This window comes from Halorubrum sp. ASP1 (assembly GCF_005435135.1).
Classification (GTDB): Archaea; Halobacteriota; Halobacteria; order Halobacteriales; family Haloferacaceae; genus Halorubrum; species Halorubrum tropicale.
Map to the genome: position 1 here is coordinate 157,211 of NZ_SGUA01000002.1, position 23,020 is coordinate 180,230.

The following is a 23,020-nucleotide window of genomic DNA, read 5'->3' on the forward strand; positions in this document are numbered from 1 at the left end:
GCCAGCTCACGCCTCGGGATCGGGCTGCGCTGTCCGGTCCTCGCTCCCGTCCGGTTCCTGACCGTACCGGTCCTCGAACTCCTGAACGAGCCGGCCGACGGTCGCGTACCAGCTGTTGAGGAGCCGCCGCATCTCGCGGGCGATCGCCTCCGGCGCCCGCGGCCGGTACACGTAGTAGTAGCCGCCGTGGTCGTAGTTCACCTGTCGCCGGACGACGAGGTCGACCTCGACCAGTCGCGAGATCGACCGGTGCGCCGTCGACCGCTCGCAGCCGAGCCGGTCCGCCACGTCGTCGACGGTGAGCCCCTCGTCCGCCCGCTGGAGCGCCCGGAAGACTGCCCGGTCCCGGTCGTTGAGCCCGTGGATACACTCCAGCACGTCCGGCCACTCCATGTCACGTTCGAGGTCCTCGCGCACTGACGCGGTCATCGTACCGGGCTATAGGGCGGCGGAGGTGGTTAAAGATGTTCCCGAACAGCACAAGACTATCTCTCCCGCGTTGACACAGACGCGCTTCGGTCGGCGTGTCGCTCGGATTCTCGGCGTCCTATCCAAAGGGTATTTGCTACGTTGGCCCAAGACGATACACGAATGACGCTTCCGATCGACCCGACCCAGATCGACCCGGACGACATCGGCGAGCAACAGACGACCCTCGAAATGGACCACGAGGAGGCGATCGAACACGTCCGCGACGTGTTCACCGACGCCGGCTTCGGCATCCCCGTCGAGTTCTCGCCGTCCGAGATGCTCAACGAGAAGATCGACGCGGGTCGCGACCCCTACTACGTGCTGGGCGCGTGTAACCCCGAGGTCGCCGACCGCGCCCTCGACGCGACGGACAACAAGCTGGGCGCGCTGATGGCCTGTAACGTGGTCGTGTGGGAGGAGGAGCCCGGCACGCAGCGCGTCTACCACGTCTCCATCATGCGCATCGCTCGACTCGTGGGCATGGCGCCGGACGACGACGAGATGGCGGACATCGTCGCCGACACCGGCGAGATCGTCGACGAGGCGTTCGCGAACCTGTAAGGTCGCGTCGCTCTTGCCCCGCCCTGCCCGCCTCGCGCCCGTCCTCCGTTCCGATTCCACACCTACTTATTCGCGACCGACGACGACCCCGTATGAACCTCGCCGATTCGCGCGTCCTCGTCACCGGGGGCGCCGGGCTCGTCGGGAGCCACCTCGCGGCCGCCCTGCTCGACCGCGGCGCGACCGTCCGCGTCGCCGACGACCTCTCGAAGGGGACCCGCGACCGCGTCCCCGACGGCGCCGAGTTCGTCGAGGCGGACGTGACGGACCCCGACGCCGTCGCCCGCGCGGTCTCCGCCGACCTCGACGCGGTCTTCCACTTCGCGGCGTACACCGACACGAACTACGACGACGACCGCGCGCTGTTCGAGGAGAACACCGCGATGACGTACAACGTCTTGGAACGGATGCGCGAGGTCGGCGTCGACCGGTTCGCGTTCACCTCCTCGTCGACCGTGTACGGCGAGGCGCCGCGGCCGACGCCCGAGGACTACGCCCCCCTCGAACCGATCTCGATGTACGGTTCCGCGAAGCTCGCGGACGAGGCGCTGATCTCGACGTTCGCGCACTCCTACGGGATCCAGTCGTGGGTGTTCCGGTTCGCGAACATCGTCGGCCCGCGCCAGCGCGGCAACGTGATCCCCGACTTCGTCCAGAAGCTCGACGACGACCCGACCGAACTGGAGATCCTCGGCGACGGCCGCCAGGAGAAGTCGTACATGCACGTCACCGAGTGCGTCGACGCCATCCAGCACGTCGTCGAACACGCCGCCGACGACCTGAACGTCTACAACCTCGGGACGCGGACGACCACCTCGGTGACCCGGATCGCCGACGTCGTCAGCGAGGAACTGGGCGTCGACCCCGCGTACAGCTACACGGGCGGCGACCGCGGCTGGACCGGGGACGTGCCGAAGATGCGGCTGTCGATCGAGAAGCTGTCCGCCCTGGGCTGGGAGCCGTCGATCGAGAGCGACGAGGCGGTCCGGCGGAGCGCCCGGGAACTCATCGACGAGATAGTCGAGTAGGGAGCGGTCGACCGCTGCGGAGCCGGTCGCGGCTCCGGCCGTCGCCCCGGGCGACGAGACGGCCCCGCCTGGTCACGCCCGCTCGTTCGCCGGTCGGGGGTCGCCGTCGAACGCGTCGACGAGCCGCTCCGGGAGCGCCTCGGGCGAGAACACCGAGACGAGGTCGCCCGGCTTGATCCGCGTGTCGCCGTTCGGCGCGATGTGGTCGCCGTCGCGCTCGATCCCCACGACCAGCACCTCGTCGGACAACAGCCCCCGCTGGTTGGCGGTCTCAAGCGAGAGCCCGGCCACGTCGGCGCTCTCCGAGACGGTGAACTCCACGACCTCCCCGCCGCCGACGACGGTCTGGAAGTCGGTCACCGCCGACGGGGCCCGGTCCTCCTCCGGGGCGAACTCGTGGTACGGCTGGAACGTCTCGTCGAGGACGATGTCCTCGCGCTCGATGGTCACCCCGGCCGAGGAGAGCTGCTGCGCGATGCGGTTGATGTCCGTCGTGTCCTCGCCGACGGCGGTGACCACGAGGTTCTCCTGCCCGGCGAGGAGCTCTCGGACCTGGGTCACCCCCGGGGTCGACAGCGCCTCGTTGGCGAGCGCCGACCGCTTGCTCACGGGGGCCGTACAGGTGAACTGCGTCGTCACCTTCCCGTTCGAGTTCTCGTAGTCGATGTCGGCGTGGTACCCCCGGATGACTCCCTGCTCCTCCAGTCGGTTGATGCGGTTGCGGACCGTCGCCGGAGTGACGTCCACCTCCTCGGCGATCATCGGCGCGGACGTGTCCCTCGCGTTCATCCCCAGGTAGTAGAGGATCCGACGGTCGATCTCGTCGGGGCGGTAGGTCATGGCCCCAGCTACTGGCTATCCGGCCAAAGACGTTTTGCCCCTCACACGACGACGCCCCGTGCCCGAGGGGGGTTTCGAGAAACGCGGATTCGAAACATCTCAAATACGTATACCGTACTCAAACGAAGTAATTTTTTGTGGTTCAAAAACCAAAACGTCGCGTATGGCGTCGGATCGCAGCCGCTCCCCGTTCGAACGGCTCAAAGAGCACTACGACCACGAGGAGCTCGTCTGCCCGGCGTGCGGGTTCGAGGACGAAGACGGCGCGTGGGACGCCGAGGCCGACGGGGCGGACATCGTGTACACGCACGCCTGTCCCCGGTGCGGCGCGGAACGGGAACACACGCTGGAGCTTTCGGACCGCGAGACGGCCCTGGAACACGTCGAAAAGCGGCAGTGAGCCGGCGACCGTCCCCGGAGGGTCCGCGCCGACGCGGTCAGTTGCCCTCGGTCGACGTCCCGTCGGCGGGCGCCTCGGTCCGCTGTCGACCGGTCAGCGAGCGGTAGACGGGGTAGAGGTAGTCCTCGATCGGCCCCTGGACGCCGCGGTCGCCCGCGTAGACGATGACCGGGACGCCCGCCCCGTCCGCGAGGTCGATCACGCGGTCGGGCGTGCTCCCGAACACCCAGCGCCTGAGCCTGCGGGTCCGGGTCGCGCCGATCACGAGGATCCCGCCGTTCTCGGCGGCCGTCTCGACTAACCCCTCCGCGACGGTCGCCGCCTGGACGTTGTGGATCTGTACCTCAGGGGCGTCGGAGAGGCCGGCGACGGTCGCGTCCGCCGACTCCGCGCGTCCCCCGCCGCCGTCGGGATTGACGCTGACCACGTGGAGCTCCGCGCCGTCGCGCCCGAGCCGCTCGACCATCGGCAGCAGCGCCTTGTGGTGCGGGCCGCCGCCCGCGCCGACGTTGACGACCGAGGCGTCCGTCTCGTCGGTGAACCCGCGCACGAACATCACGCCGCAGGGCGCCTTGTACTCGATCGTCTCGGCCACGTCGGTGTGCTCCTCGGGATACCCCATCAGGATCTGGTCGACGTCGCCCTCGCGGGCGGTCTGGAGGATGTCGAACGCCACGTCCTGACAGATGTGGCCCTCGACCGTGTAGTCCGCGTCGAGGTCCTCGCCCGCGAGCAGCTCCTCGATCCGGGTCACGCGGCTCTCCGCGGTCTCCCGGACGACCTCCGACGGCGTCTGCTCCGGTATCTGCGTGACGTTCAGCACGTGGATGTGGGGCGTGTCGTGCTGGAGCTTCCCCAGGGTATCGGCGAGCCTGATGTATCGCGCCGCCCTGTCCGGGCGGGCGACCGCGACGAGCACTCGGTATCGGTCTTCGTCGGTCGCCTCGGTGTCCGCGCCACCGGCCGTCTCCTCGGCGGCCGGCTCCGGCTCGACCACCTTCTCGAACAGCTCGTCGACGGCCGGCGCCCCGCCCCACGACAGGTACGCGACCAGCAGCGCCCCGACGAGGACGACGCCGACGAGGACGCCCTTCAGCGGGAGGTTGTAGATCAGCCCGAGGTTCGCGAGGACGCCCGCGATCGGGACGAGGGGGACTCCGGGCACCCGGAACCCGCGCTCGATGTCCGGGTAGCGCCGCCGCGAGTAGATGAGCGCGAGGTTGACGATCGAGAGCGGCAACAGGAGGTTCAGCGTCGCGAACCCGGTCAGCGTCGTCAGTCCCAGCTCCGTGATCGCGAGGGAGCCGACCACGGGCAGGGGAACGCTGATCTGGAACGGGAGGACGCCGCCCTCCGCCGGGAACAACATGATGAACGCGACGATCAGGAAGACGATGGTGCCGGTCGCGGTGGCGATGCTCCAGAACGGCGTGTTGTACTCCGGATGGATCCGCGAGAAGGGTCGGGGGGCCTGCCCCTGGCGGCCCATCAGCGAGCCGATCCCGCTGGCGGCGAGTATCGAGGCGTTCGACGCGCTGACCATGCTGAAGATGGCGCCGGCGACGATGAGCGACCGCCCGACGGGGCCGAGGAAGCCGGCGGCGACCTCGCCCATCGCGGTCTCGCCCTCGCGGGCGATGACCTCCGCGGGGACCGGCGAGTTGACCATCGCGACGATCACCAGCGCGTACAGGACGGTGACCGTGACAATCGACGCGGCGATGGCCCGCGGGACGGTCCGCTTCGGCTCGATGATCTCGCCGGCGCTGGCGGCGATGGCGGAGAAGCCGAAGAACGTGATGAACGCCAGCGCGGCGATCGACACGATCCCCACCACGTCCGTCGTGAAGCCCGTCGCGAAGGTGCCGACCGCCGTCGACGGGCCGCGGAACGAGAACGCGCCGCCGATGAACGCCAGCAGGACGGCCACCTTCGCCCCCGTCACGAACAGTTGGAACATCCCGCTCTCCTCTGTCCCCCGGGCGTTCAGCGTCCCGAGGAGCAGCGCGGCGAGCACTCCCGTCGTCCCGTGCGGGAGGACGTGGAACGCCTCCGGGAGCACGAACCTGAAGAACCACTCGTCCATCGTCGCGAGGTAGAACGCCGTCGTCCCGGTGTAGCCGAGGAAGAGCATCGCGCCGATGGCGTAGACGAGCGTGTCGTTCTCGAAGGTCCGCGAGGAGAACAGGTACCCCCCGCCGTTCTCGGAGTAGATCGAGGCGAACTCCGAGTACCCGGCGGCGGTGATCCCGGCGATGACGGCCGCGATGACGAACGCGATGACGGCGCTGGAGCCGATCGCCGCGACGGCGGTGCCGGAGAGCGAGAAGATGCCGGCGGCGATCATCGTCCCCAGGCCGATGGCGAACGCGATCTTGAAGTCCAGCGTCCGGGTGTGCTCAACCATCGGTGCGAAGGAGCGTCCGGCGTACCAGTTGTCCGCGTCGACCGATCGCGTCGTGCCGTGGTCTCGCCGCTATGCCGTAGAACATGGTTACCTCCTGGTCTGAACCCCGGAGACAAAATATCTCCCGGTACGATTTGCCCATGAGTGGTCCAGTCGGAGCGGAAATTATCGATTCGAAAACGGGTCGGCGGCGCGCGCCGCGGCGGACCCGAGGGCCCTCCGTCCGTTCGAGTCCGCGGCACGGTTCGGAAGGGCCTTTTAACCCGCCCGTCGAACGGACGGTATGTTCAGGCAGCTCCGGTCGGAGGTCGAGGCGGCGCTCGCGGACGCGCTCGCCGAGCTCGACCTCCCGACCGACGACCTCGGCATCGAACGCCCGCCGGACGACATGGACGCGACGCTCGCCTCCAGCGTCGCGTTCCGGCTCGCGGGCGAGGTCGGCGACGCGCCGCCGAACGTCGCGGCGACCGTCGCCGAGGCGGTGTCGGTCGCGGACGCGGACTACGTCGGGCGCGTCGACACCGCGGGGCCGTACGTCAACTTCCACGCGAACGAGCGCTACCTCGCCGACACGCTCGACGCGGCGGCCGTCGATCCGGCGTACGGCGCGCTCCCCGACCGCGACGCCTCGGTCGTCGTCGAGCACACCAGCGCGAACCCGACCGGCCCCGTCCACGTCGGCCGCGCGCGCAACCCCATCGTCGGCGACGCCGTGGCGAACCTCCTGGCGTACGCGGGCTACGACGTCGACCGCCACTACTACGTCAACGACGCCGGCCGGCAGATGGCGGTGTTCACGTGGGCGTACGAGCGGTTCGACGAGGCCGACCTCGACGCCGAGCCCGCCCGCGACCGCGCGGAGTACGACCTCGTGCGCTACTACCGGAAGGGGAACGCCTTCTTGGAGGAGGCCGACCCGGACGCGGTCGAGGCCGCGGAGGAGGAGATACAGGCGATCCTCCAGGGGCTCGAGGCCGGCGACGAGGCGACCTACGAGCGCGTCGGCGAGGTCGTCGACGCGGTGCTGGGCGGCATGAAGGAGTGCCTCGCCCGCCTGCCGGCCGAGTTCGACGAGTTCGTCAAGGAGACGCGGTTCATGCGCGACGGCTCGACGGACGACATCGCCGCGCGGCTCAAGGAGACCGATCACGCCGTCTACGAGGAAGACGCCTGGCAGCTGGAGCTCGACGAGTGGGGGATCGACAAGAACCTCGTGTTCCTGCGCTCCGACGACACGAGCCTCTACACCACCCGCGACCTGGCCCACCACGAGTGGAAGTTCGACAACTACGACCGCGCCGTCACCGTCCTCGGCGAGGACCACAAGCTCCAGGCCGACCAGCTCGACGCGACCCTCGAACTCCTCGGCAACGACACCGACCGGCTCGGCCACGTCATCTACTCGTACGTCAACCTCCCCGACGGGAAGATGTCGACGCGGAAGGGGACGGGCGTGATGCTCGACGACCTCCTCGACGAGGCCATCGACCGCGCCCGCGACGCCGTCGAGTCGCGGATGGACGACCGCATCCGCGGCGATGACCTCACCGACGAGGACGTCGAGCGCATCGCCCACCAGGTCGGGATCGGCGCCGTGCGGTACGACATCGTCTCGAAGCAGCCCGCCAAGGCGATCACCTTCGAGTGGGAGGACGCGCTCGACTTCGAGGCGCAGTCGGCCCCGTTCGTCCAGTACGTCCACGCGCGCTGCGCCGGCATCCTCGACGAGGCAGCGGCCGAGGGCGTCGACGTGCCCGGCGTGACCGCCGACGCCGACGGCGCGGTCGATCCCGACGCGCTCGACGTGGACGCGGGCGCGTTAGAGACCGAGGCGGCCCGCGACCTCCTCCGGGAGGTCGCCCGCTTCCCCGCCGCCATCGAGGCTGCGGCCGACGACCTGGAGCCGCACACGATCGCGACGTTCACCCGCGAGTTCGCCGACGCCTACAACGCCTTCTACCGCGAGTGCCCGGTCGTGACCGCCGAGACCGACGAGCTCCGCGACGCCCGCGTCGCCGTCGTCGCGGCCGCGAAGCACACGATGGCGAACGCGCTCGACGTGCTGGGCGTCGAGGCGCCGGAGTCGATGTAGCGCGGCGAGACGGTCGCTCCCGGGGGTATCGTCAGGTCAAAGCTTACTTACACGCACGCGACCGTATTTCGGACAATGAGTAGCGACGCACAGGAGGCGAACGAGGACCGCCGGAAGTACGAGTTCCGCAAGGTAATCGAGGAACTCAAAGACTACGAGGGCTCCGGCACCCAGCTCGTCACCATCTACATCCCCGAAGACAGGCAGATCTCCGACGTGGTGGCCCACGTTACCCAGGAGCACAGCGAGGCGTCGAACATCAAGTCCAAGCAGACCCGGACCGCCGTTCAGGACGCGCTCACCTCGATCAAGGACCGACTGCGCTACTACGACACCTTCCCGCCCGAGAACGGACTGGTGATCTTCTCCGGCGCCATCGACGCGGGCGGCGGCCAGACCGACATGGTCACCCGGACGCTGGAGTCGCCGCCACAGCCCGTCGAGTCGTTCCGATACCACTGCGACTCGGAGTTCCTCACCGAGCCGCTCGAACACATGCTCGAAGACTCCGGGCTCTTCGGGCTCATCGTCTTGGACCGCCGCGAGGCGAACGTCGGCTGGCTGAAGGGCAAGCGCGTCGAACCCGTCAAGTCCGCCTCCTCGCTCGTCCCCGGCAAGCAGCGGAAGGGGGGTCAGTCCGCACAGCGGTTCGCCCGTCTGCGCTTAGAGGCCATCGACAACTTCTACCAGGAGGTCGCGGGGATGGCCAACGACCTGTTCGTCGACAGGCGCCACGAGCTCGACGGCATCCTCGTCGGCGGCCCCTCGCCGACGAAAGACGAGTTCCTCGACGGCGACTACCTCCACCACGAACTTCAGGACAAGGTCCTCGGCAAGTTCGACGTGGCCTACACCGACGAGTCCGGCCTGAAGGACCTCGTCGACGCGGGCCAGGAGGCGCTCGCGGACCAGGAGATCGTCCAGGACAAAAACGACATGGAGGAGTTCTTCGAGAAGCTCAACACCGGGCAGGAGGCCACCTACGGGTTCGAACAGACCCGCCGGAACCTGATCATGGGGTCGGTCGACCGCCTGCTCATCTCCGAGGACCTCCGCTCGGACGTCGTCGTCTACGAGTGCCCGAACGGCCACGAGGAGTACGAGGTGGTCGACGCCCGTCACTCGACGCCAGACCACGAGTGTAGCGAGTGCGGCGACGAGGCGACCGTCGAGAAGCGCGAGGACGTCATCGAACACCTGATGGCCATCGCGGAGCAGCGCGGCACCGAGACGCGGTTCATCTCGACGGACTTCGAGAAGGGCGAGCAGCTGCTCGACGCGTTCGGCGGCATCGCGGGCATCCTGCGCTACTCCACCGGCGTGTAAAGCCGCTCTCCGCGACGGGGCGAAACGTTACTGCTGTTCCGGTTCGACCGGCGTCGCCGCGACCTCCAGGCACGCGCAGGCGTCGGACTCGGGGTCGAAGCAGTCCGGACACTCCGGCTGGCGGTCGATGATCGTGTCGAGCCGCTCGGCCACCGTGTCGTCGATGACCGCCTCAAGCTCGCGGGCCTCCGCCTGGAAGTCCTCGACCGCGAGGACGTTGGCGAGGAAGCGCTCGATGATACAGTACGTCTGGAGGGCGTCCCGCGCGCGGACGATGCCGTCGTCGGTGAGGCGCACGCCCTTGTACTTCTCGTGTTCGGCGAGCCCCCGCTCTTCGAGCTTGCCGATCATCTCGTTGGCGCTGGCCGGGCTGACGCCGAGCGCGTCGGCGATCGACCCGGTCGAGGCGGGCCCGTCCTCCTGGTCCTGTACGACGTATATCGTCTTGAGGTACTGATCTGCGGTGTTCACGGCTGTCCTCCGTCGGCGCTCGTCGGCGACTCGTCTGTCCGGTTCATCGGCGCTCCATGACCTCCGTGACCTCGCGCACGCCCTCGGCCTCCTCGTCGCGGATCGCCGTTAGGGTCGCGATCAGCTCATCGCGGTCGATCGAGAACGCCGCGTCGGAGCCCTCGATCGCCTCGATGAGGTCGTCGTAGAACTTGTAGGCCGTCTCCTCGTTGCACAGCTGGTCGTACAGCACGTCGTCGAAGTCCTCCGGTCGCGTCCGTCCGTAGCGGGCGTCGACCAGCGACTCGATCTCGTCGAACGGGACGCTGTCGACGCCGAGCCCCTCGATGATCGCCTCCAAGCGCTCGCGGTGGTCGGCCGACTCCTCGGCGGCGTCCGCGAGCAGCGTCTCCACCTCCTCGTCGAGCTCGGCGTCCAGCTGCTGGTAGTGGCGGTGCGCTCGCGCTTCGACGACCTCTTCGAGTACGATGCCGATCTGGAGCAGTCGCGCGAGTTGGTCGTCGGAGGCGACCCGCTGGCTCACGCTCACCGCGACCACCCGAGACGGCGCGATACGCGGGTTCGCATACCATCGACTCGGGCGTCGTCGGTCTTAAGCGGTTCCCCTCGCGCGCCGGTCGCGGAGTCGGCGCGTCGGGCGTCGGAAAAATCCGTTCGGCGGGCGGGCGGCGAGTGCCGACCGCTTACTGGAGGCGCTCGAAGACGAGCTCCTCGACGTCGTCGCGGAACTCGTCGACCGCGATCTCCTCGAGGACGGGCACGAAGAAGCCCTCGACGAGCATGTTCCGGGCCGTCCGCGAGTCGATCGAGCGGCTCTCGAGGTAGAACAGGTCCTCTGCGTCGACCTGCCCGACCGTCGCGGAGTGGGAGGCCTCGGTGTCGTGGTTGTGGATGATCAGCTTCGGCGACGCGTCCGCCTCGGCCTCGTCCGACAGCATCAGCGTGTTCTCGCGCTGGTAGCTGGAGGTGTTCCACGCGTCCTCGCCGACGTCCTGGACGCCCTCGTAGACGGAGCGGGCGACGTCGTCGAGCACGCCGCGGGTGACCAGGTCGGCGGTCGTCTGCTCGGCCTGGTGCCACACGCGGGCGTTGATGTCGAAGTGCTGGTCGTCCGTGCCGAAGAACGTCCCGACGATCTGGCTCTCGGAGCCGTCGCCGTTCAGGTCGGTCTCGATGTCGGAGCGGGTGAGCTTCGAGCCGAAGTTGCTCTCGATCCAGTCGATCGTCGCGTACGTGTCCGTCACGCCGCGCTTCAGCGAGTAGGTGTACGCGTCCGAGTCGAGGTTCTGGAGCGAGCCGAACTGGACGTTCGCGTTCTCGCCCGCGACGACCTCGACGAGGTTCGAGAAGTACCGGTCGTCGTCGACCTCGGCGTCACCGGTCTCGATCGACTCGAGGATCGTCACCGACGAGGACTCCTCGGCGACGACGAGCGTCTGGCTGAACAGCGAGCGGGAGTTCATCTCCGCGCGCACCGTCACGTCCTCGACGTCGACGCCCTCGGGGACGTAGACGAACGTCCCGGTGGTGAAGAGCGCGACCGAAAGCGCGGTGAGGTAGTTGTGTTCGGGGTCGAGGACTGAGCCGAAGTTCGCCTCGATCACGTCGCCGTACTCGGCGAGCGCCTCGGTGAACGGCAGGACGACGACCTCGTCGTCGCCCGCGGTCCGCTCGGTCTCGTCGGCCTGGTTCAGCGGGTCGACGAGCGCCTCGAAGTCCAGCGCCTCCAGGTCGGTCCAGCGGCGCCCCGGCGTCTGGATGACGTCGGGCAGCTCCGCGGTCTCCAGCGCGGCCAGCGCGTTCAGTCGGGTCTCTAAGAGCCACTCGGGCTCGTCGCGTTCGTCGGCGATGCGTCGTACCGTCTCCTCCGAGAGGCTCTCGATTTGCTTCGTGCTCATGTTATCCGAGCGAACCCTCCATCTCCAGCTCGACGAGCCGGTTGAGCTCGACGGCGTACTCGATCGGCAGCTCCTCCGTGATCGGCTCGATGAAGCCCGAGACGATCATCTGCTTGGCGTCGTCGTCGTCGAGTCCGCGCGACTGGAGGTAGAAGATGTCCTCGTCGCCGATCTTGCCGACGGTCGCCTCGTGGGCGACGTCGACCTGCGACTCGTTGATCTCCATGTACGGCATCGTGTCCGACGTCGACTCGTTGTCGAACATCAGCGCGTCGCACTCGACGGCCGTCGAGGAGTTCTCCGCGCCGTCCGCGATGTGGACGAGGCCGCGGTAGTTGGTGCGGCCGCCGTCCTTCGCGATCGACTTCGACTCGACGGTGGACTTCGTGTTCGGCGCGTTGTGGTACACCTTCGCGCCGGTGTCGATGTCCTGACCCTCGCCCGCGAAGGCGATGGTGATGTGGTTGTCGGAGGCGCCGCGTCCCTTCAGGATCGTCGAGGGGTACAGCATCGTCGCCTTCGACCCCATCGACCCCGAAATCCACTCCATGCGCCCGCCCTTCTCGGCGATGGCGCGCTTCGTGTTCAGGTTGTACGTGTTCTTCGACCAGTTCTGGACGGTCGAGTACTGGACGTGGGCGTCCTCGCCGACGAACACTTCCACGCCGCCCGAGTGGAGGTTGAACGCCGAGTACTTCGGCGCGGAACAGCCCTCGATGTAGTGGACCTCGGAGCCCTCCTCGGCGATGATGAGCGTGTGCTCGAACTGGCCCATCCCCTCGGAGTTCATCCGGAAGTACGCTTGGACCGGCATCTCCACGGTGGTGTTCTCCGGGACGTAGACGAACGAACCGCCGGACCAGATGGCGCCGTGGAGCGCCGCGAACTTGTTGTCGCTCGGGGGGACGCACTTCGTCATGAAGTGCTCGCGGACGAGCTCTTCGTGCTCCTGGACGGCCTTGTCCATGTCACAGAAGATGACGCCCTTCTCTTCCCACCGCTCCTGCATGTTCTGGTAGACGATCTCGGACTCGTACTGCGCGCCGACGCCCGAGAGCGCGTTCTTCTCGGCCTCCGGAATGCCCAGCTTGTCGAAGGTGTCCTGGATCTCCTCCGGGAGGTCCTCCCAGCTGTCCGCGCCGCCGCGCTTGTCGATGTCCGGGCGGATGTACGGCACGATCTCCTCGACGTCGACCTCAGAGAGATCGGGCTGCCCGGGCCAGTCGGTCGGCATCGGCATCTCCTGGAACTGCTCGAGCGCGCGCAGGCGGCGCTCCAACATCCACTCCGGTTCGTCCTTGTCCTCCGAGATGACGCGGACCGTCTCCTCGGTGAGGCCCTTCTCGCTTTTGAAGGCGGACTTCTCCTCCTTCTTGAACTCGAAGCGAGCCTCGGTGTCTGTCTCCTTGAGGTCGTCCTGTTGTGAACTCATAGTGTATTGTTACGGATTCCCGTGTTTAGGTGTGTCGCGTGCCCGCATTCGGTTACGCCGCCTCGAAGGCGTCCTCGCGGACCCAGTCGTACCCCTCGTCCTCCAGCTTCTCGGCGAGCTCCGCGCCGCCGCTCTTGACGACTTCGCCGTCGAGCATGACGTGAACGTGGTCGGGCTCGACGTAGTCGAGGATGCGCTGGTAGTGGGTGATCTGGAGGATCCCCGTGCCCTGCTCGTCGCGGAGCGCGTTGATCCCCTTCGAGACGTCCTTCAGGCGGTCGATGTCGAGCCCGGAGTCGATCTCGTCGAGCACGGCGACGCTCGGCTCCAGCATCGCGGCTTGGAGGACCTCGTTCTGCTTCTTCTCGCCGCCGGAGAAGCCGGCGTTGAGGTACCGCTGCATGAACTTCTCGTCCATGTCGAGCAGCTCCATCTTCTCGGAGAGGATCTCCTGGAACTCGGCGACGCCGATCTCGCCGTCGTCCGCGGGGCCCTCCATCGGGGAGGTCTCGTACCCCTCGTCGTCGGCCTCGGCCGACTCCTCGTCCTCGTCCTCGAACAGCTCCTCGCGCTCGTCGGCCTTCGCGTTGAGGGCCTGGCGGAGGAAGTTCGTCATGGTGACGCCCTCGATCTCGGCGGGGTACTGGAAGCCGAGGAAGATGCCGAGCGCGGCGCGTTCGTTCGGCTCCAGCTCCAGGAGCTCCCAGTGGTAATCCTCGTCGTCGAGGTCGGCGTCGATGTCGGCGACGTCGTCCTCGTCGAGGTGGAGGGAGACCGACCCGTCGGTCACCTCGTAGGCCGGATGGCCGGCGATCACCTTCGCCAGCGTCGACTTGCCCGAGCCGTTGGGACCCATCAGCGCGTGGATGTCCCCGGACTCGACGGTCAGGTCGACGCCGCGAAGGATCCGTTCACCGCCCTCTTCGGCCACTCGTGCCCGAAGGTCGTTGATTTCGAGAGTTGCCATTGTGTTCTCGTGCCTCGTGTGCGAACAGTGGGCGTTGCGGGGGTTAACGGTTACGCATCTCCGCCTCAAAAATCGCAGATCGACCAAGAAATTTTCTTCCGATCGAAAAGTGCTTTCGACGACCGGCGTTTCGCCTCGCCGTCGGTCACATGAACGAGCCCAGCCCCGTCTGCTCCTGGCCCGTCTTGACCTCCTCCCACGACATGCCGAGCGCCTCTATCACGCGCTCTATCGGTCCTTTGAGGGTCTTGTCGAGCATCTTCTCCCAGTCGACCTCGAACTCGTCGGGGACCTGGTCGGCGTACTCGAAGCAGATCACGTCCGGGTCGCGCTTGAACTCGCCGTAGAGGTGGTCCCGCTGGGGGTCGAGCCCCGCCTCGTCTTCCATCCGCGCCCAGAAGTCCGGGTGGACCTTCTCGATGTAGAGCCGCTTCGGCTTCGACCCGCTGCCGAAGTTCGTCCCGAGCATGAGGTTGGCGTACTTCGCGCCGCGGACCTGGGCGGTCGGGGTGTCGTAGGCGTCGAGCTTCTTGCCGATGCCGCCGGGGATCCCGACCTCGTCGAGGTCCACGTCGCCGTCGAGCACCCGCGCGATGACGTCGACGAGGTACCCCTTGACCTCCTCCATGTCGTCGTCGATGTCGTCGCCCGTCACGATCGTCTCGATGACGTTCTGTTGGACCTCCTTCGTGATGCCGGCGATGTCCGAGCGCTTGTACTCGAAGCCGGTGATGTCGATGTCGTCGACGTCTTTCCCCTCCTTCCAGACGATGTGGCCCGCGTACCGCTTCTTTTTGCCCGCCTGGAAGAACCGCCGGTAGAGCTTCTCGAACTCGATCTGGAAGCGGTGTTCGCTGGCGTTGAGCTCCTCGCGCGCGAAGTCGTCGTAGCGCTCGTTGATGTGGTCCTCTATCTCGAAGGAGGTCTCTATCGCCTCCTCCTTCGACATGTCAGAAAGAGACAACATTACCGAATCGGTATCTCCATAAGCAACCTGGTAATTAAGCTCTTCAGCGGCCTCCTCGGTAAAGTCGATGACTTCGCGACCGGTCGCTGTGACGGCTGCTGCGCCCTCTTTGTCGTAAAGACGGAACCGATCCCACCCCGTCACGCCGTAGAGTGAGTTCATAATAACCTTGACAGCTCCCTGCTGGCGGTCGTACTGCTCGTACGGCTCGGTCCCGGGGTCGTGGTCGTTCCGGAGCGCCTTCTTCTCCTCGCGCTCGGAGAGCAGCTCGTCGACCATCTCGCGCATGATGCCGTCCGGCTCCTTCCGGAAGTGGGTCCCGTTGGGCGCGACGTACGTCTCGCCGTCGTACTCGTCGGGGTCGACCTTCGTCTCCGGGCCGGCGTTGATCGTCACCATGCACATCGGGTAGAGGCTCTTCAGGTCTTGGACCGTCACCATCTCCTTGACGCCCGTTATCGGGTCGAAGACGGCGCCGCCCTCGAACTCCTCCGACTCCTGTTGGCCCTTCGTCGGGAGCGCGAACTTCCCGAACGCCTTGTGGAGGACGTACATGTCGACGGTGTCGCCGGGCGTCGGCGCGTCCTCGATCTTACAGCCGACGAAGGTCCGCACCTCGTCCCAGAAGGCGATCACGTCCTGCTTCCGGTCGATCTCGACGCACAGCTCCACGTCGCGGATGCTGTACTCCAGCAAGCGCTCGGGGTCCTGCTCCCAGAGGTCGCCGATGTCGCCCGTGTAGCGCTCCTTTCCGACGCCGAGCTCGCGCTCGCCGACCGCGTCGAGCCGGTACGACTCCAGCTCGGTGAACATCGTGCGCTTGTAGGCGTACAGCAGGTCGAAGACGACCCGCCCCTTCACGTCCGGGCCGCCCCAGCCGGAGCGCCACACCTCGCCGATCCGGGAGAGCCGGTCGACGTCGAGGTCGTACTGGCTCCCCTCGTCGAGCACCTCCAGCCGGTCGAGGACGTACGGCGCGTCGAAGTCCTCGAAGTTCCAGCCGGTCAGGAGGTCCGGGTCCGTCTCGTCGATGTACTCGACGAACGCGTCGAGCATCGCGGCCTCCTCCTCGAAGGTGCGGACCCGGAAGTCCAGCTCCCCGTCGCCGCCGACGATCCCCTCGTAGTCGGGGAGGTCCGCCGGCGGCGGGATGTCGGCCTCGGGCGCGTCGTACAGCCAGACGACGTACTCGTCGTCGTAGGAGTCGTGGCTGGTGAGACAGATGATCGGCTCCTCGCCGTCCTCGGGGAAGCCGCGCCGGTCGTCGACCTCGATGTCGAAGGTGTTCACGCGGAGGTCGGCGTCGACCTCGGCGGGTTCGAGGTGGCCCTCGTGGACCTGGATCGTCCCCTCCCCGTCGTCGAGGCGCCGCTCCTCGACGCGGATCCCGCCGTTGATCCCGTTGTCGATCAGGAAGCGGTTCGGGAACAGGATGTCGGCCTCGAAGCTCGTCTCGAAGTCGTCCCGGATGTTCCCCACGTCGCGGGGCGTCCGGGTGACGATCCGGGTGAGCGGCTCGCCGCGGATGCTCTCGAAGGGCTCGCCGTCGGGGCTCTCCTCGCGGGTCCCGATCACCACGTCGTACTCCTCGACGGGGTCGCGGTCGAGGTCGGCGGTGGGCACGTAGAAGTACGGCTCGACGCCGAGCACGCGGAGGTGTTCGACGATATCGTGGTCCGGGTCCCCGTCGACGTGTTCGGCCTCCCCGTCCACGTTCTCGGCCGGCCGCCGACCGAACACGTGGACGACCGGGTACTCGTCGCTCCCGTACCCCTCGACGGCGTAGTCGATCTGGGTGATCATCAACTCGACGGTCCCGGTCGACTCCGGGAACTTCGCCTCGTCGACGTCGACCACGTCGCTGACGTGCCCGCGGCCGCCGCCGGCGACGACGGCCGCCTCCTGGGCGGCCAGCTCCTCCCGTTCGGTGTCCGTGTCGCCGTCGGCCCCGTCGCCCGCGTCCCCGGTCGACGAGAAGTCCGACAGCCCCGACTGAGTCATATCCGTCCTTCGGCGGCACCCGGCTAAAAAACTCGGCTTTCGGGTGCGGCGAGCTATCCCGCCACGGAAAGGCATATAATGTGTGATGACTTACCACGGTCTATGTCTTCGGACCCACGCTCCGAATCCGAGGTGGCTCGCCCGGCCGACTCCGACGCGGTCGACGCCGAGGTGGAGGCGTACGAAGACGACGGAAACGTGGTGCTTTTCGACGCCGCGAACCCCCTCGCGTGGGTCGAGGCGAGCCGAACCGTCCGGCTCGCCGACGCGGTCTGAGAGGGTTCGGCCCTCGGTCCCGCCGCGCCGATCTCGTCCCCCGTAGCCGCCGCGCTCGGACGGAACCCATTTGCACCGGCGCGGCGTACGACCGGACGTGTTCAGCCTCGACGAGGACGACGAGGGCGAGATCTCGGTCGGCGAGAGCTCCGACGCCGAGCGGGAGATGACGCCCGACATCCCGAAGGCGCCCTCGGTGAAGTCGTTCGACGACGGCGGCGACTTCGAGGGCGCGAGCGACGTGGACCGGGACACCCTCCGCGCGTTCGTCGTCGCCGTCATCTACGCCAACGCCGCCGTCCTCCTCGTCGCGCTCGGCCCGATGGTGTGGTTCTTCGAGGGCTGGTCGCGGATCGGTCCGGCCCTGTTCGTCGTCGGCCTCTTAGCGGGGGTCCGGACCTACCAGACGTATCGATCGTGGAAGCGGTCACGGGACGAGGCCGAGGCGGACGCCGACTCCGACGACACGGTGACCGAGGCGGACGACCGCGACCCCGACGAGACGCCCCCGGAAGCGTAATACCCGGCGAGGGCCCTCCTCCGATCATGCAGACGGTCCGCGACGGCGACGGCGAGACGTACCTCCTCGTGAAGCGCTCCGCCGAGTCGAGCCGCGTGCGGGACCCGGCGACCGGCGTCGAGCGCTACGTCGACAACGACGACCTCCGGGTCGTGGAGGGCGAGTCGCCGCTCGCGACCGCCGCTTCCGGCGTGCCGGAACCGGTCCGTCGGACGCTCGGCGCGGTCCGCGACGACCGGTCGCTCGGCCTGCTCGCGGTGGTCGTCGACGAAGGACCGATCGCCGCCATCGACCTCCTCGACGCGGCCGACATGTGCGAGTCCGACCTCCACGGCGCGCTCTCCGAGTTCCGCGCGGCCGGCCTGGTCGGCGAGGCCGAGGTCGCCGGACGGCGCGGCTACGAGGCGACCTCGGTCGCGGTCGAGGCGCTGGCGCTGCTGCGCGGCGAGTCGGCGGACGACGGCGGCGCCGAGTCGGACGACGGCTGATCCCGCCGGCGTCGAACGGCCGACGCCGACAGAAAGCACTTGCCGGTCGGCCGACGCCCCTCGCCCATGGCGCTCCGACCGAACGGGCGCCTCGGCGGCGCCCTCCTCGCGGTCTGTTGTGGTCTCCTCGCCCCGCTCATCTCGGAACGAGTCCTGGCGCATCGCCTCGGCCTGGCCGGACCCCCGGTCGCGTACGGGTTCCTCGCGCTCGCGGGAGTCGGTGCCGTCGCCGCCTTCCGGTACTCCTCGGCGGACTCGTGGCGGTACCTGCTCGCGTACGCCGGGCTCGCCGTCGCCGTCGCCCTCGGTACGTTCGCCTATCTGCTCGGGCAGGCCGGGGCGTGAGCGTCGCCCGCTGCCTGGGGAAGAGATACGAACGGCCGCCCGTCGGAGTACGCGGAGGGCGGTCCTGCGGGACTGCGGTCAGTCGTCGGCGAGCGACGCCGCCTCGATGTCCGCCGCGTCCTCCCGCCGGACGGTCGAGCGGTTCGAGCGCGGGTCCTTCTCGACGGTGACGAGCTCGTCGGCCGCGCCCACCAGCTCGTCGTCGTGGCTCACGATAACGATCTGGCGCACGCCGAAGCCGCGCATCTCCTCGACGAGTCGGACGAGCCGAGAGACGTGACCGGAGTCGAGGAACACGGTCGGTTCGTCGAGGATGAGCGGCGGGGTCGGCGCCGCTCCCTCGATCCCCTCCGAGAGCAGCCGGTAGATGGCGCAGCGCAGCGAGAGGTTGAACAGGGCGCGCTCGCCCCCGGAGAGCTGCTCGGGGTCGAGCGGCTCGCCGTCCTTCTGGTAGACGGTGAGGACGTACTCACCGTCGAGCTCGATGTGCGAGTAGGCGTCGTTGCCGTAGACGAGCTCGAACGTCTCGTTGAGGGTGCGTTCCAGCTCGGTGACGTTGCGCTGGCGGAGCTCCGCGCGCAGGTCGCCGTACATCGACTCAAGCTCGCTCGTCTCCTCGTGGAGGCCCTCCAGCGCGGCCACCCGCTCGCCCAGCGCCTCGCGCTCCTCGCGGAGCTCCTCCAGCTCGCGGAGCTCGCCTTTCACCCCGCCGATCGCGTTCTGGAGCTCCTCTCGGCGCTCGCCGAGGCGGTCGAGCTCCTCGGCGACCTGTTCGAGGTACCGCTCGGCCTCCTGCTTCCGCTCCCTCGCCGTCTCGACCGCGGCCTCGTCGACGGCGTCCGCGAGCTCGTCGCGCCGCTCGCGCTTGTCGGCGAGCCGGTCGCGCCGCTCGTTGTTCACCTCTTCGAGGTTCTCCCGCTTCTCGCGGCGGCGCTCGATCTCGTCTTCCGCGTCCGCCACGGCGGACAGGCGCTCCTCGATCGCCGTCACCGCCTCGCGGGCGTCGTCGATCTCCGCGAGCTCGGACTCGAGCTCCTCGACGCGCGCCGCGGCCGCCTTCGCCTCCTCGCGCTTCTGGGCGGCTACCTCGCGCGTCTCCTCGGCCTCTTCCCTGAGATCGGCGGCACGCTCGCGCTTCTCCTCGGCCGTCTCCCGCTTTCGGTCCGCCGCCTCGCGCTTCTCCTCGACGCGCGCTTCGAGCGTCTCGACCCGCTCGTCGATCTCGTCGAGCCGGTCGGCGGCGCTCGCGAGCCCGTCGAGCTCCGCGATCCGGTCGTCTAGGTCGCCCTCGCGCTCGCGGGCGTCCTCGAGCTCGGCCTCCAGCTCCGCCACGCGCTCGCGGTCCTCTTCTATCCCGCTGGCGTGCGGCGAGTCCTCGACCGGCTGGCCGCACTCGGGGCACTTCCCGGCCGCGAGCAGCTCCTCGGCCTCCGCGACGCGCTCGCGGGCGTTCTTCAGCTCCGCCGACAGCTCGGCGATCCGCTCGCGGACCTCGCCGCGCTCGTCGCGCAGCGCGTCCCGCTCGTCGGCGACGCCGTCGCGGTCGACGTCGGCGTCCGCGGCCGCGAACCGCTCGCGGAGTTCGTCGGCCTCCTCGCGGAGGTCCGCGACCGACGACTCGGCCTCGTCGGCCTCCGCCGCCGTCGCCTCGGCCTCGTCGGCGAGGTCGTCGGCCTCGGCCTCGACCTCCGCGGCGCGCTCGGTCCGGTCGTCGGACTTCCCGGCGAGGTTCGTCGCCTGATTGCGGAGCCCCTCGGCGTTCACCCGCTCGTCGTCGAGCCCCTCGCGGACCGTCGCCTCCCGCTCGTCGAGCGCCGCGCGGCGGTCGGCGATCGCCTCCTCGGTCGCCGCGTCGAGGCCGGCGTCGTCGAGCCGATCGTCGATCTCGGCCTCGATCTCGTCGATCCGCTCGCGCGTCTCGCGGATCGCGTCGCGGTGGCCGTCGCGCTCGCGCTCGGCCTCGCGGATCGCGGCCTCGATCTCGCCGATCTCCGACTCGACCGCCTCCAGCTTCTCCCGCTTCTCCGCGTGCGTCGACAGCGTCTCGGCGGCCGCGTCGCGCGTCTCCTTCGCCTGCTCCCGCTGTGTCTCGTACCGGTCAATGTCGTCGGTGACCTCGCCCAGTTCGCCCTCAAGTTCGTTGAGCCGCGCGTGGAGGTCGCGGTCCTCCTTCGCGGCGATCTGCTCGTCGAGCTGGTCGAGCCGCCCGCGCCGGTTCTCCAGCACGTCCTCGACGCCGAGCCTGGCGTCGCCGGCGCGCTCGCGGTACTCCTCCAGCTTCCCCAGCTGGAGCAGGTCGTCGATCGTGTCCTGCCGCTCCCGCGGGGTGGCGTTGATCAGCTTGTTCACCTCTCCCTGCCGGACGTACGCGCAGTTGACGAACGCCTCGGCGTCCATCCGCAGCAGCTCCGTGACGAACTCGCGGACCGCGCGGGCGCCGTCACGCGTCACGTCGCTCCCGTCGGTCGATTCGAGCGTACACTGGTGGTCGATCCGGCCGTCGTACGACTTGAGCCGCCGCTCGACCCGGTAGGAGACGCCGTCGTGGGTGAACCACAGCTCGACCTCCGTCTCCTCCTCGCCGTTCGTGATCACGTCATCGAGGGTCCCGTCGAGCGCCTTAGAGCCGTACAGCGCGAAGAAGCAGGCCTCCAACAGCGACGACTTCCCGCTGCCGTTGAGCCCGTGGATGACGGTGACCCCCTCGGTCAGCCGCAGGTCGGCGTCGCCGTACGGCTTGAAGTTCGCGAGGCGGACGCGGTCGAACTTCACAGGTAGTCCTCCATGGAGACCTGGCCGTCCGGCGACGCCGAGTCGGCGTCCGTCGCCTCGGCGGGGTCGGCGTCGGACTCGTCCGGCTCGGGTTCGCCGTCGTCCAGTTCGTCGTCCGGTGCGTCGCCGTCCAATTCGTCGCCGCCCTCGGCGTCATCCGATTCGGCACCCGGTTTGCCGTCGTCATCCTCGTCGGTCTCGGCGTCGGGCTCCACGGCCTCGAACGCGCTGAGGTCCCCGTCGAGCCGCTCCTCGACCCGTCGCTTCACCGTCTCGCGCACGTTCGCGTCGGGGACGGTGTCCTCGCGGACCGCGCTTTCCACGTCGCGCGCGGCGGTCGACAGCGACATCTCGTTGAGGCGGTCGCGGACGGCGTCCTCCGGGTCGGCGAAGCTCACGTCCACCTCGCCGTCGGCGTCGACCTCGCGCCTGTCAGTGACGCGCGCGATGAGCGCGCCCTCGTCGGTCGCGAACTCCTCGACGGCCGCGGGCGTCACCGGGTCGCCCTCCCCGGTGACCTCGACGTGGACGACCGCCTCGGCGAGGTCGTGCTCTCGGACGCGCTCGCGGACCCGCGACTCGCCCTCGCCCTCGCGCAGTTCGACGGAGACGAAGACGAACGGGCGCGTGTCGAGCGCGCGGCGTCGGATCTCGACCCGGTCGTCGCCGCCGGCCGCCTCGGTGTCGAAGACGACGACGTTGTAGCCGCGCCCCTCGCGCTCGCTGGCGCTCGCGCGCTCGGTCGAGCCCGGGTACGTGACCCACGTCCCGGCGACCCGCGCGGTGTCGGGCGTGTGGTTGTCGCCGAGAAGCATCGCGTCGAAGTCGACGTCGCTCTCGGTCAGCACGGTCTCCGTGTCCCAGTCGGCGTAGCCGAACGGCTCGAAGAGGCCGTGCGCGACTAGGGCGGCGTACTCGGCGTCGTGGTCGGCGAACGCGTAGTCGAGGTCGTCGCGCCGCGAGACGGGGACGTGGTCGAGGCCGTAAAAGGCGGTGTCGCCCACGACGACCGGCTCGTCGCCGAGCCGGGTCGCGAGGCCGAGGCGCTCGAAGAGGTCGAGCCACTGCCCGCCCCGCGTCGACTCGTGGTTGCCGACGACCGCGAGGAACGGGATCCCCGCGTCGTCGAGCCGGCGGAGGACGGAGATGGTCCCCATCAGGTCGCCGAGTTCGGGCCGGCGGTCGTGGAAGAGGTCGCCCGCGTGGACGACGGCGTCGACGCCGTCGTCGACCGCGTCGTCGACCACGGCCTCGAACGCGTCGAGGAAGTCCTGGCGTCGGACCGGCGAGTGGTACTGCGAGTACCCGACGTGGGTGTCGCCGGTGTGGATCACCCGTGTCATCTGTCCGCGTCTTGGCCGGTGTCCGGCTTAGGGATTCCGGGGCCGGAGCGGAAGTGGTCGCGCCCGTCGCCGCGCCGCTCGGGGCCGCCGGCGTCGGCGTCGCCGTCCCGGCCGGGGCCGTCCGCCGCGCGTCGGAACGCCCGGTACGCGGCCAGCGCCTCGCGCCCGCGCTCGGCGGCGGCCTCGTCGTCCGCGCGCTCCGCGGCGTCGACCGCCTCCGCCAGCCGGTCGAGACCGACGGCGTCGACGAAGCCGGCCGCCCGGCGGAGGTCGGCGCGCGCGGCGTCCGCCTCGTCGATCACGGCGACGTACGGGCGCCTCGCGGTGTCGGTGCGCGTCGCGAGCGCGGCCAAGGCGCGCTTGACGGCGGTAGTCGAGACCACGGGTCGACTGGCGCGGCATCGGTGATAAACGG

The 23,020-nt window shown here is 68.8% G+C and carries 21 protein-coding genes; 9 read left to right on the forward strand and 12 right to left on the reverse strand.

Annotated elements, in window-relative coordinates:
* Nucleotides 1-6: 6 nt before the first annotated feature.
* Nucleotides 7-429 (reverse strand): Sta1 family transcriptional regulator, encoded by a 423-nt coding sequence (sta1, locus tag EXE48_RS03350; RefSeq protein ID WP_053770106.1) that lies wholly within the window; start codon nucleotides 427-429, stop codon nucleotides 7-9.
* 162 nt (nucleotides 430-591) lie between these two features.
* Here sta1 and EXE48_RS03355 point away from each other — a divergent pair, with 162 nt between their 5' ends.
* Entirely contained in the window at nucleotides 592-1,032 is a 441-nt protein-coding gene (locus EXE48_RS03355; protein WP_053770105.1) for a DUF302 domain-containing protein, read from the forward strand.
* A 92-nt stretch (nucleotides 1,033-1,124) separates the two neighbouring features.
* Nucleotides 1,125-2,060, forward strand: coding sequence for an NAD-dependent epimerase/dehydratase family protein (locus EXE48_RS03360; protein WP_053770104.1), 936 nt, complete (start codon nucleotides 1,125-1,127; stop codon nucleotides 2,058-2,060).
* Between the two features lie 72 nt (nucleotides 2,061-2,132).
* Here EXE48_RS03360 and EXE48_RS03365 read toward each other — a convergent pair whose 3' ends face one another.
* Nucleotides 2,133-2,900 (reverse strand): Lrp/AsnC family transcriptional regulator, encoded by a 768-nt coding sequence (locus tag EXE48_RS03365; RefSeq protein WP_053770103.1) that lies wholly within the window; start codon nucleotides 2,898-2,900, stop codon nucleotides 2,133-2,135.
* A 163-nt stretch (nucleotides 2,901-3,063) separates the two neighbouring features.
* Between EXE48_RS03365 and EXE48_RS03370 the strand changes: the two genes are divergently transcribed.
* Nucleotides 3,064-3,300, forward strand: a complete 237-nt coding sequence (locus EXE48_RS03370) for an HVO_0649 family zinc finger protein (RefSeq protein WP_053770102.1) — start codon at nucleotides 3,064-3,066, stop codon at nucleotides 3,298-3,300.
* Nucleotides 3,301-3,337: 37 nt separating this feature from the next.
* Here the strand turns inward: EXE48_RS03370 and EXE48_RS03375 are convergent, their stop codons facing one another.
* On the reverse strand, nucleotides 3,338-5,707 hold the full coding sequence (locus EXE48_RS03375; RefSeq protein ID WP_053770101.1) for an amino acid permease: 2,370 nt from the start codon (nucleotides 5,705-5,707) through the stop codon (nucleotides 3,338-3,340).
* Nucleotides 5,708-5,990: 283 nt separating this feature from the next.
* On the opposite strand from EXE48_RS03375, the gene argS reads away from it, so the two are divergent.
* Together argS and prf1 are read left to right on the forward strand one after the other, a co-directional pair.
* On the forward strand, nucleotides 5,991-7,799 hold the full coding sequence (gene argS / locus EXE48_RS03380) for an arginine--tRNA ligase (RefSeq protein WP_137705149.1): 1,809 nt from the start codon (nucleotides 5,991-5,993) through the stop codon (nucleotides 7,797-7,799).
* A gap of 75 nt (nucleotides 7,800-7,874) precedes the next feature.
* Nucleotides 7,875-9,125 carry a peptide chain release factor aRF-1 gene (gene prf1 / locus EXE48_RS03385; protein WP_053770099.1) on the forward strand — a complete coding sequence of 417 codons (1,251 nt, stop codon included), beginning with the start codon at nucleotides 7,875-7,877 and terminating at the stop codon, nucleotides 9,123-9,125.
* A 27-nt stretch (nucleotides 9,126-9,152) separates the two neighbouring features.
* Here prf1 and EXE48_RS03390 read toward each other — a convergent pair whose 3' ends face one another.
* From EXE48_RS03390 to EXE48_RS03415, 6 genes are all read right to left on the reverse strand, one after another.
* Entirely contained in the window at nucleotides 9,153-9,596 is a 444-nt protein-coding gene (locus EXE48_RS03390) for a metal-dependent transcriptional regulator (RefSeq protein ID WP_053770098.1), read from the reverse strand.
* Nucleotides 9,597-9,639: 43 nt separating this feature from the next.
* Nucleotides 9,640-10,125 (reverse strand): ferritin family protein, encoded by a 486-nt coding sequence (locus EXE48_RS03395; RefSeq protein ID WP_053770962.1) that lies wholly within the window; start codon nucleotides 10,123-10,125, stop codon nucleotides 9,640-9,642.
* Between the two features lie 154 nt (nucleotides 10,126-10,279).
* A complete protein-coding gene (gene sufD / locus EXE48_RS03400; RefSeq protein ID WP_053770097.1) occupies nucleotides 10,280-11,494 on the reverse strand; it encodes a Fe-S cluster assembly protein SufD in 1,215 nt (404 codons plus the stop codon).
* Between the two features lies 1 nt (nucleotide 11,495).
* Nucleotides 11,496-12,926: a Fe-S cluster assembly protein SufB gene (gene sufB, locus EXE48_RS03405; RefSeq protein ID WP_137710744.1), complete on the reverse strand. Its 1,431-nt coding sequence runs from the start codon at nucleotides 12,924-12,926 to the stop codon at nucleotides 11,496-11,498.
* 52 nt (nucleotides 12,927-12,978) lie between these two features.
* Complete coding sequence (locus EXE48_RS03410; protein WP_137705150.1) at nucleotides 12,979-13,893, reverse strand: ABC transporter ATP-binding protein; 915 nt, start codon at nucleotides 13,891-13,893, stop codon at nucleotides 12,979-12,981.
* A gap of 145 nt (nucleotides 13,894-14,038) precedes the next feature.
* Complete coding sequence (locus EXE48_RS03415) at nucleotides 14,039-16,861, reverse strand: DNA-directed DNA polymerase (protein ID WP_053772400.1); 2,823 nt, start codon at nucleotides 16,859-16,861, stop codon at nucleotides 14,039-14,041.
* A gap of 102 nt (nucleotides 16,862-16,963) precedes the next feature.
* On the opposite strand from EXE48_RS03415, the gene EXE48_RS18670 reads away from it, so the two are divergent.
* The 4 genes from EXE48_RS18670 to EXE48_RS03430 all read left to right on the forward strand — a co-directional run bounded on the left by EXE48_RS18670 (nucleotide 16,964) and on the right by EXE48_RS03430 (nucleotide 18,490).
* Entirely contained in the window at nucleotides 16,964-17,137 is a 174-nt protein-coding gene (locus EXE48_RS18670) for a DUF7331 family protein (protein WP_167551914.1), read from the forward strand.
* A gap of 97 nt (nucleotides 17,138-17,234) precedes the next feature.
* Nucleotides 17,235-17,657: a DUF7322 domain-containing protein gene (locus EXE48_RS03420; RefSeq protein ID WP_053772401.1), complete on the forward strand. Its 423-nt coding sequence runs from the start codon at nucleotides 17,235-17,237 to the stop codon at nucleotides 17,655-17,657.
* Between the two features lie 26 nt (nucleotides 17,658-17,683).
* Nucleotides 17,684-18,145 carry a DUF7346 family protein gene (locus EXE48_RS03425; protein WP_053772402.1) on the forward strand — a complete coding sequence of 154 codons (462 nt, stop codon included), beginning with the start codon at nucleotides 17,684-17,686 and terminating at the stop codon, nucleotides 18,143-18,145.
* A gap of 66 nt (nucleotides 18,146-18,211) precedes the next feature.
* The gene (locus EXE48_RS03430; RefSeq protein ID WP_121600337.1) at nucleotides 18,212-18,490 is read left to right on the forward strand and encodes a hypothetical protein; all 279 of its coding nucleotides are present in this window, start codon (nucleotides 18,212-18,214) and stop codon (nucleotides 18,488-18,490) included.
* 78 nt (nucleotides 18,491-18,568) lie between these two features.
* On the opposite strand, the gene rad50 is transcribed toward EXE48_RS03430, so the two are convergent.
* The 3 genes from rad50 to EXE48_RS03445 are packed head-to-tail and all read right to left on the reverse strand — an operon-like array spanning nucleotide 18,569 to nucleotide 22,988.
* Nucleotides 18,569-21,262, reverse strand: coding sequence for a DNA double-strand break repair ATPase Rad50 (gene rad50, locus EXE48_RS03435; protein ID WP_137705153.1), 2,694 nt, complete (start codon nucleotides 21,260-21,262; stop codon nucleotides 18,569-18,571).
* Nucleotides 21,259-22,605: a DNA double-strand break repair protein Mre11 gene (gene mre11 / locus EXE48_RS03440; RefSeq protein ID WP_137705154.1), complete on the reverse strand. Its 1,347-nt coding sequence runs from the start codon at nucleotides 22,603-22,605 to the stop codon at nucleotides 21,259-21,261. The genes rad50 and mre11 overlap by 4 nt, the downstream gene beginning before the upstream one ends.
* Entirely contained in the window at nucleotides 22,602-22,988 is a 387-nt protein-coding gene (locus EXE48_RS03445) for a DUF7966 family protein (protein WP_053772406.1), read from the reverse strand. The genes mre11 and EXE48_RS03445 overlap by 4 nt, the downstream gene beginning before the upstream one ends.
* Nucleotides 22,989-23,020: the final 32 nt, after the last annotated feature.

Coding starts and splice junctions, on each gene's coding strand:
- sta1 (WP_053770106.1), bottom strand. CDS start 429: ATGACCGCGTCAGTGCGCGAGGACCTCGAACGTGACATGGAGTGGCCG.
- EXE48_RS03355 (WP_053770105.1), top strand. CDS start 592: ATGACGCTTCCGATCGACCCGACCCAGATCGACCCGGACGACATCGGC.
- EXE48_RS03360 (WP_053770104.1), top strand. CDS start 1,125: ATGAACCTCGCCGATTCGCGCGTCCTCGTCACCGGGGGCGCCGGGCTC.
- EXE48_RS03365 (WP_053770103.1), bottom strand. CDS start 2,900: ATGACCTACCGCCCCGACGAGATCGACCGTCGGATCCTCTACTACCTG.
- EXE48_RS03370 (WP_053770102.1), top strand. CDS start 3,064: ATGGCGTCGGATCGCAGCCGCTCCCCGTTCGAACGGCTCAAAGAGCAC.
- EXE48_RS03375 (WP_053770101.1), bottom strand. CDS start 5,707: ATGGTTGAGCACACCCGGACGCTGGACTTCAAGATCGCGTTCGCCATC.
- argS (WP_137705149.1), top strand. CDS start 5,991: ATGTTCAGGCAGCTCCGGTCGGAGGTCGAGGCGGCGCTCGCGGACGCG.
- prf1 (WP_053770099.1), top strand. CDS start 7,875: ATGAGTAGCGACGCACAGGAGGCGAACGAGGACCGCCGGAAGTACGAG.
- sufD (WP_053770097.1), bottom strand. CDS start 11,494: ATGAGCACGAAGCAAATCGAGAGCCTCTCGGAGGAGACGGTACGACGC.
- sufB (WP_137710744.1), bottom strand. CDS start 12,926: ATGAGTTCACAACAGGACGACCTCAAGGAGACAGACACCGAGGCTCGC.
- EXE48_RS03410 (WP_137705150.1), bottom strand. CDS start 13,893: ATGGCAACTCTCGAAATCAACGACCTTCGGGCACGAGTGGCCGAAGAG.
- EXE48_RS03415 (WP_053772400.1), bottom strand. CDS start 16,861: ATGACTCAGTCGGGGCTGTCGGACTTCTCGTCGACCGGGGACGCGGGC.
- EXE48_RS18670 (WP_167551914.1), top strand. CDS start 16,964: ATGTCTTCGGACCCACGCTCCGAATCCGAGGTGGCTCGCCCGGCCGAC.
- EXE48_RS03425 (WP_053772402.1), top strand. CDS start 17,684: ATGCAGACGGTCCGCGACGGCGACGGCGAGACGTACCTCCTCGTGAAG.
- EXE48_RS03430 (WP_121600337.1), top strand. CDS start 18,212: ATGGCGCTCCGACCGAACGGGCGCCTCGGCGGCGCCCTCCTCGCGGTC.
- mre11 (WP_137705154.1), bottom strand. CDS start 22,605: ATGACACGGGTGATCCACACCGGCGACACCCACGTCGGGTACTCGCAG.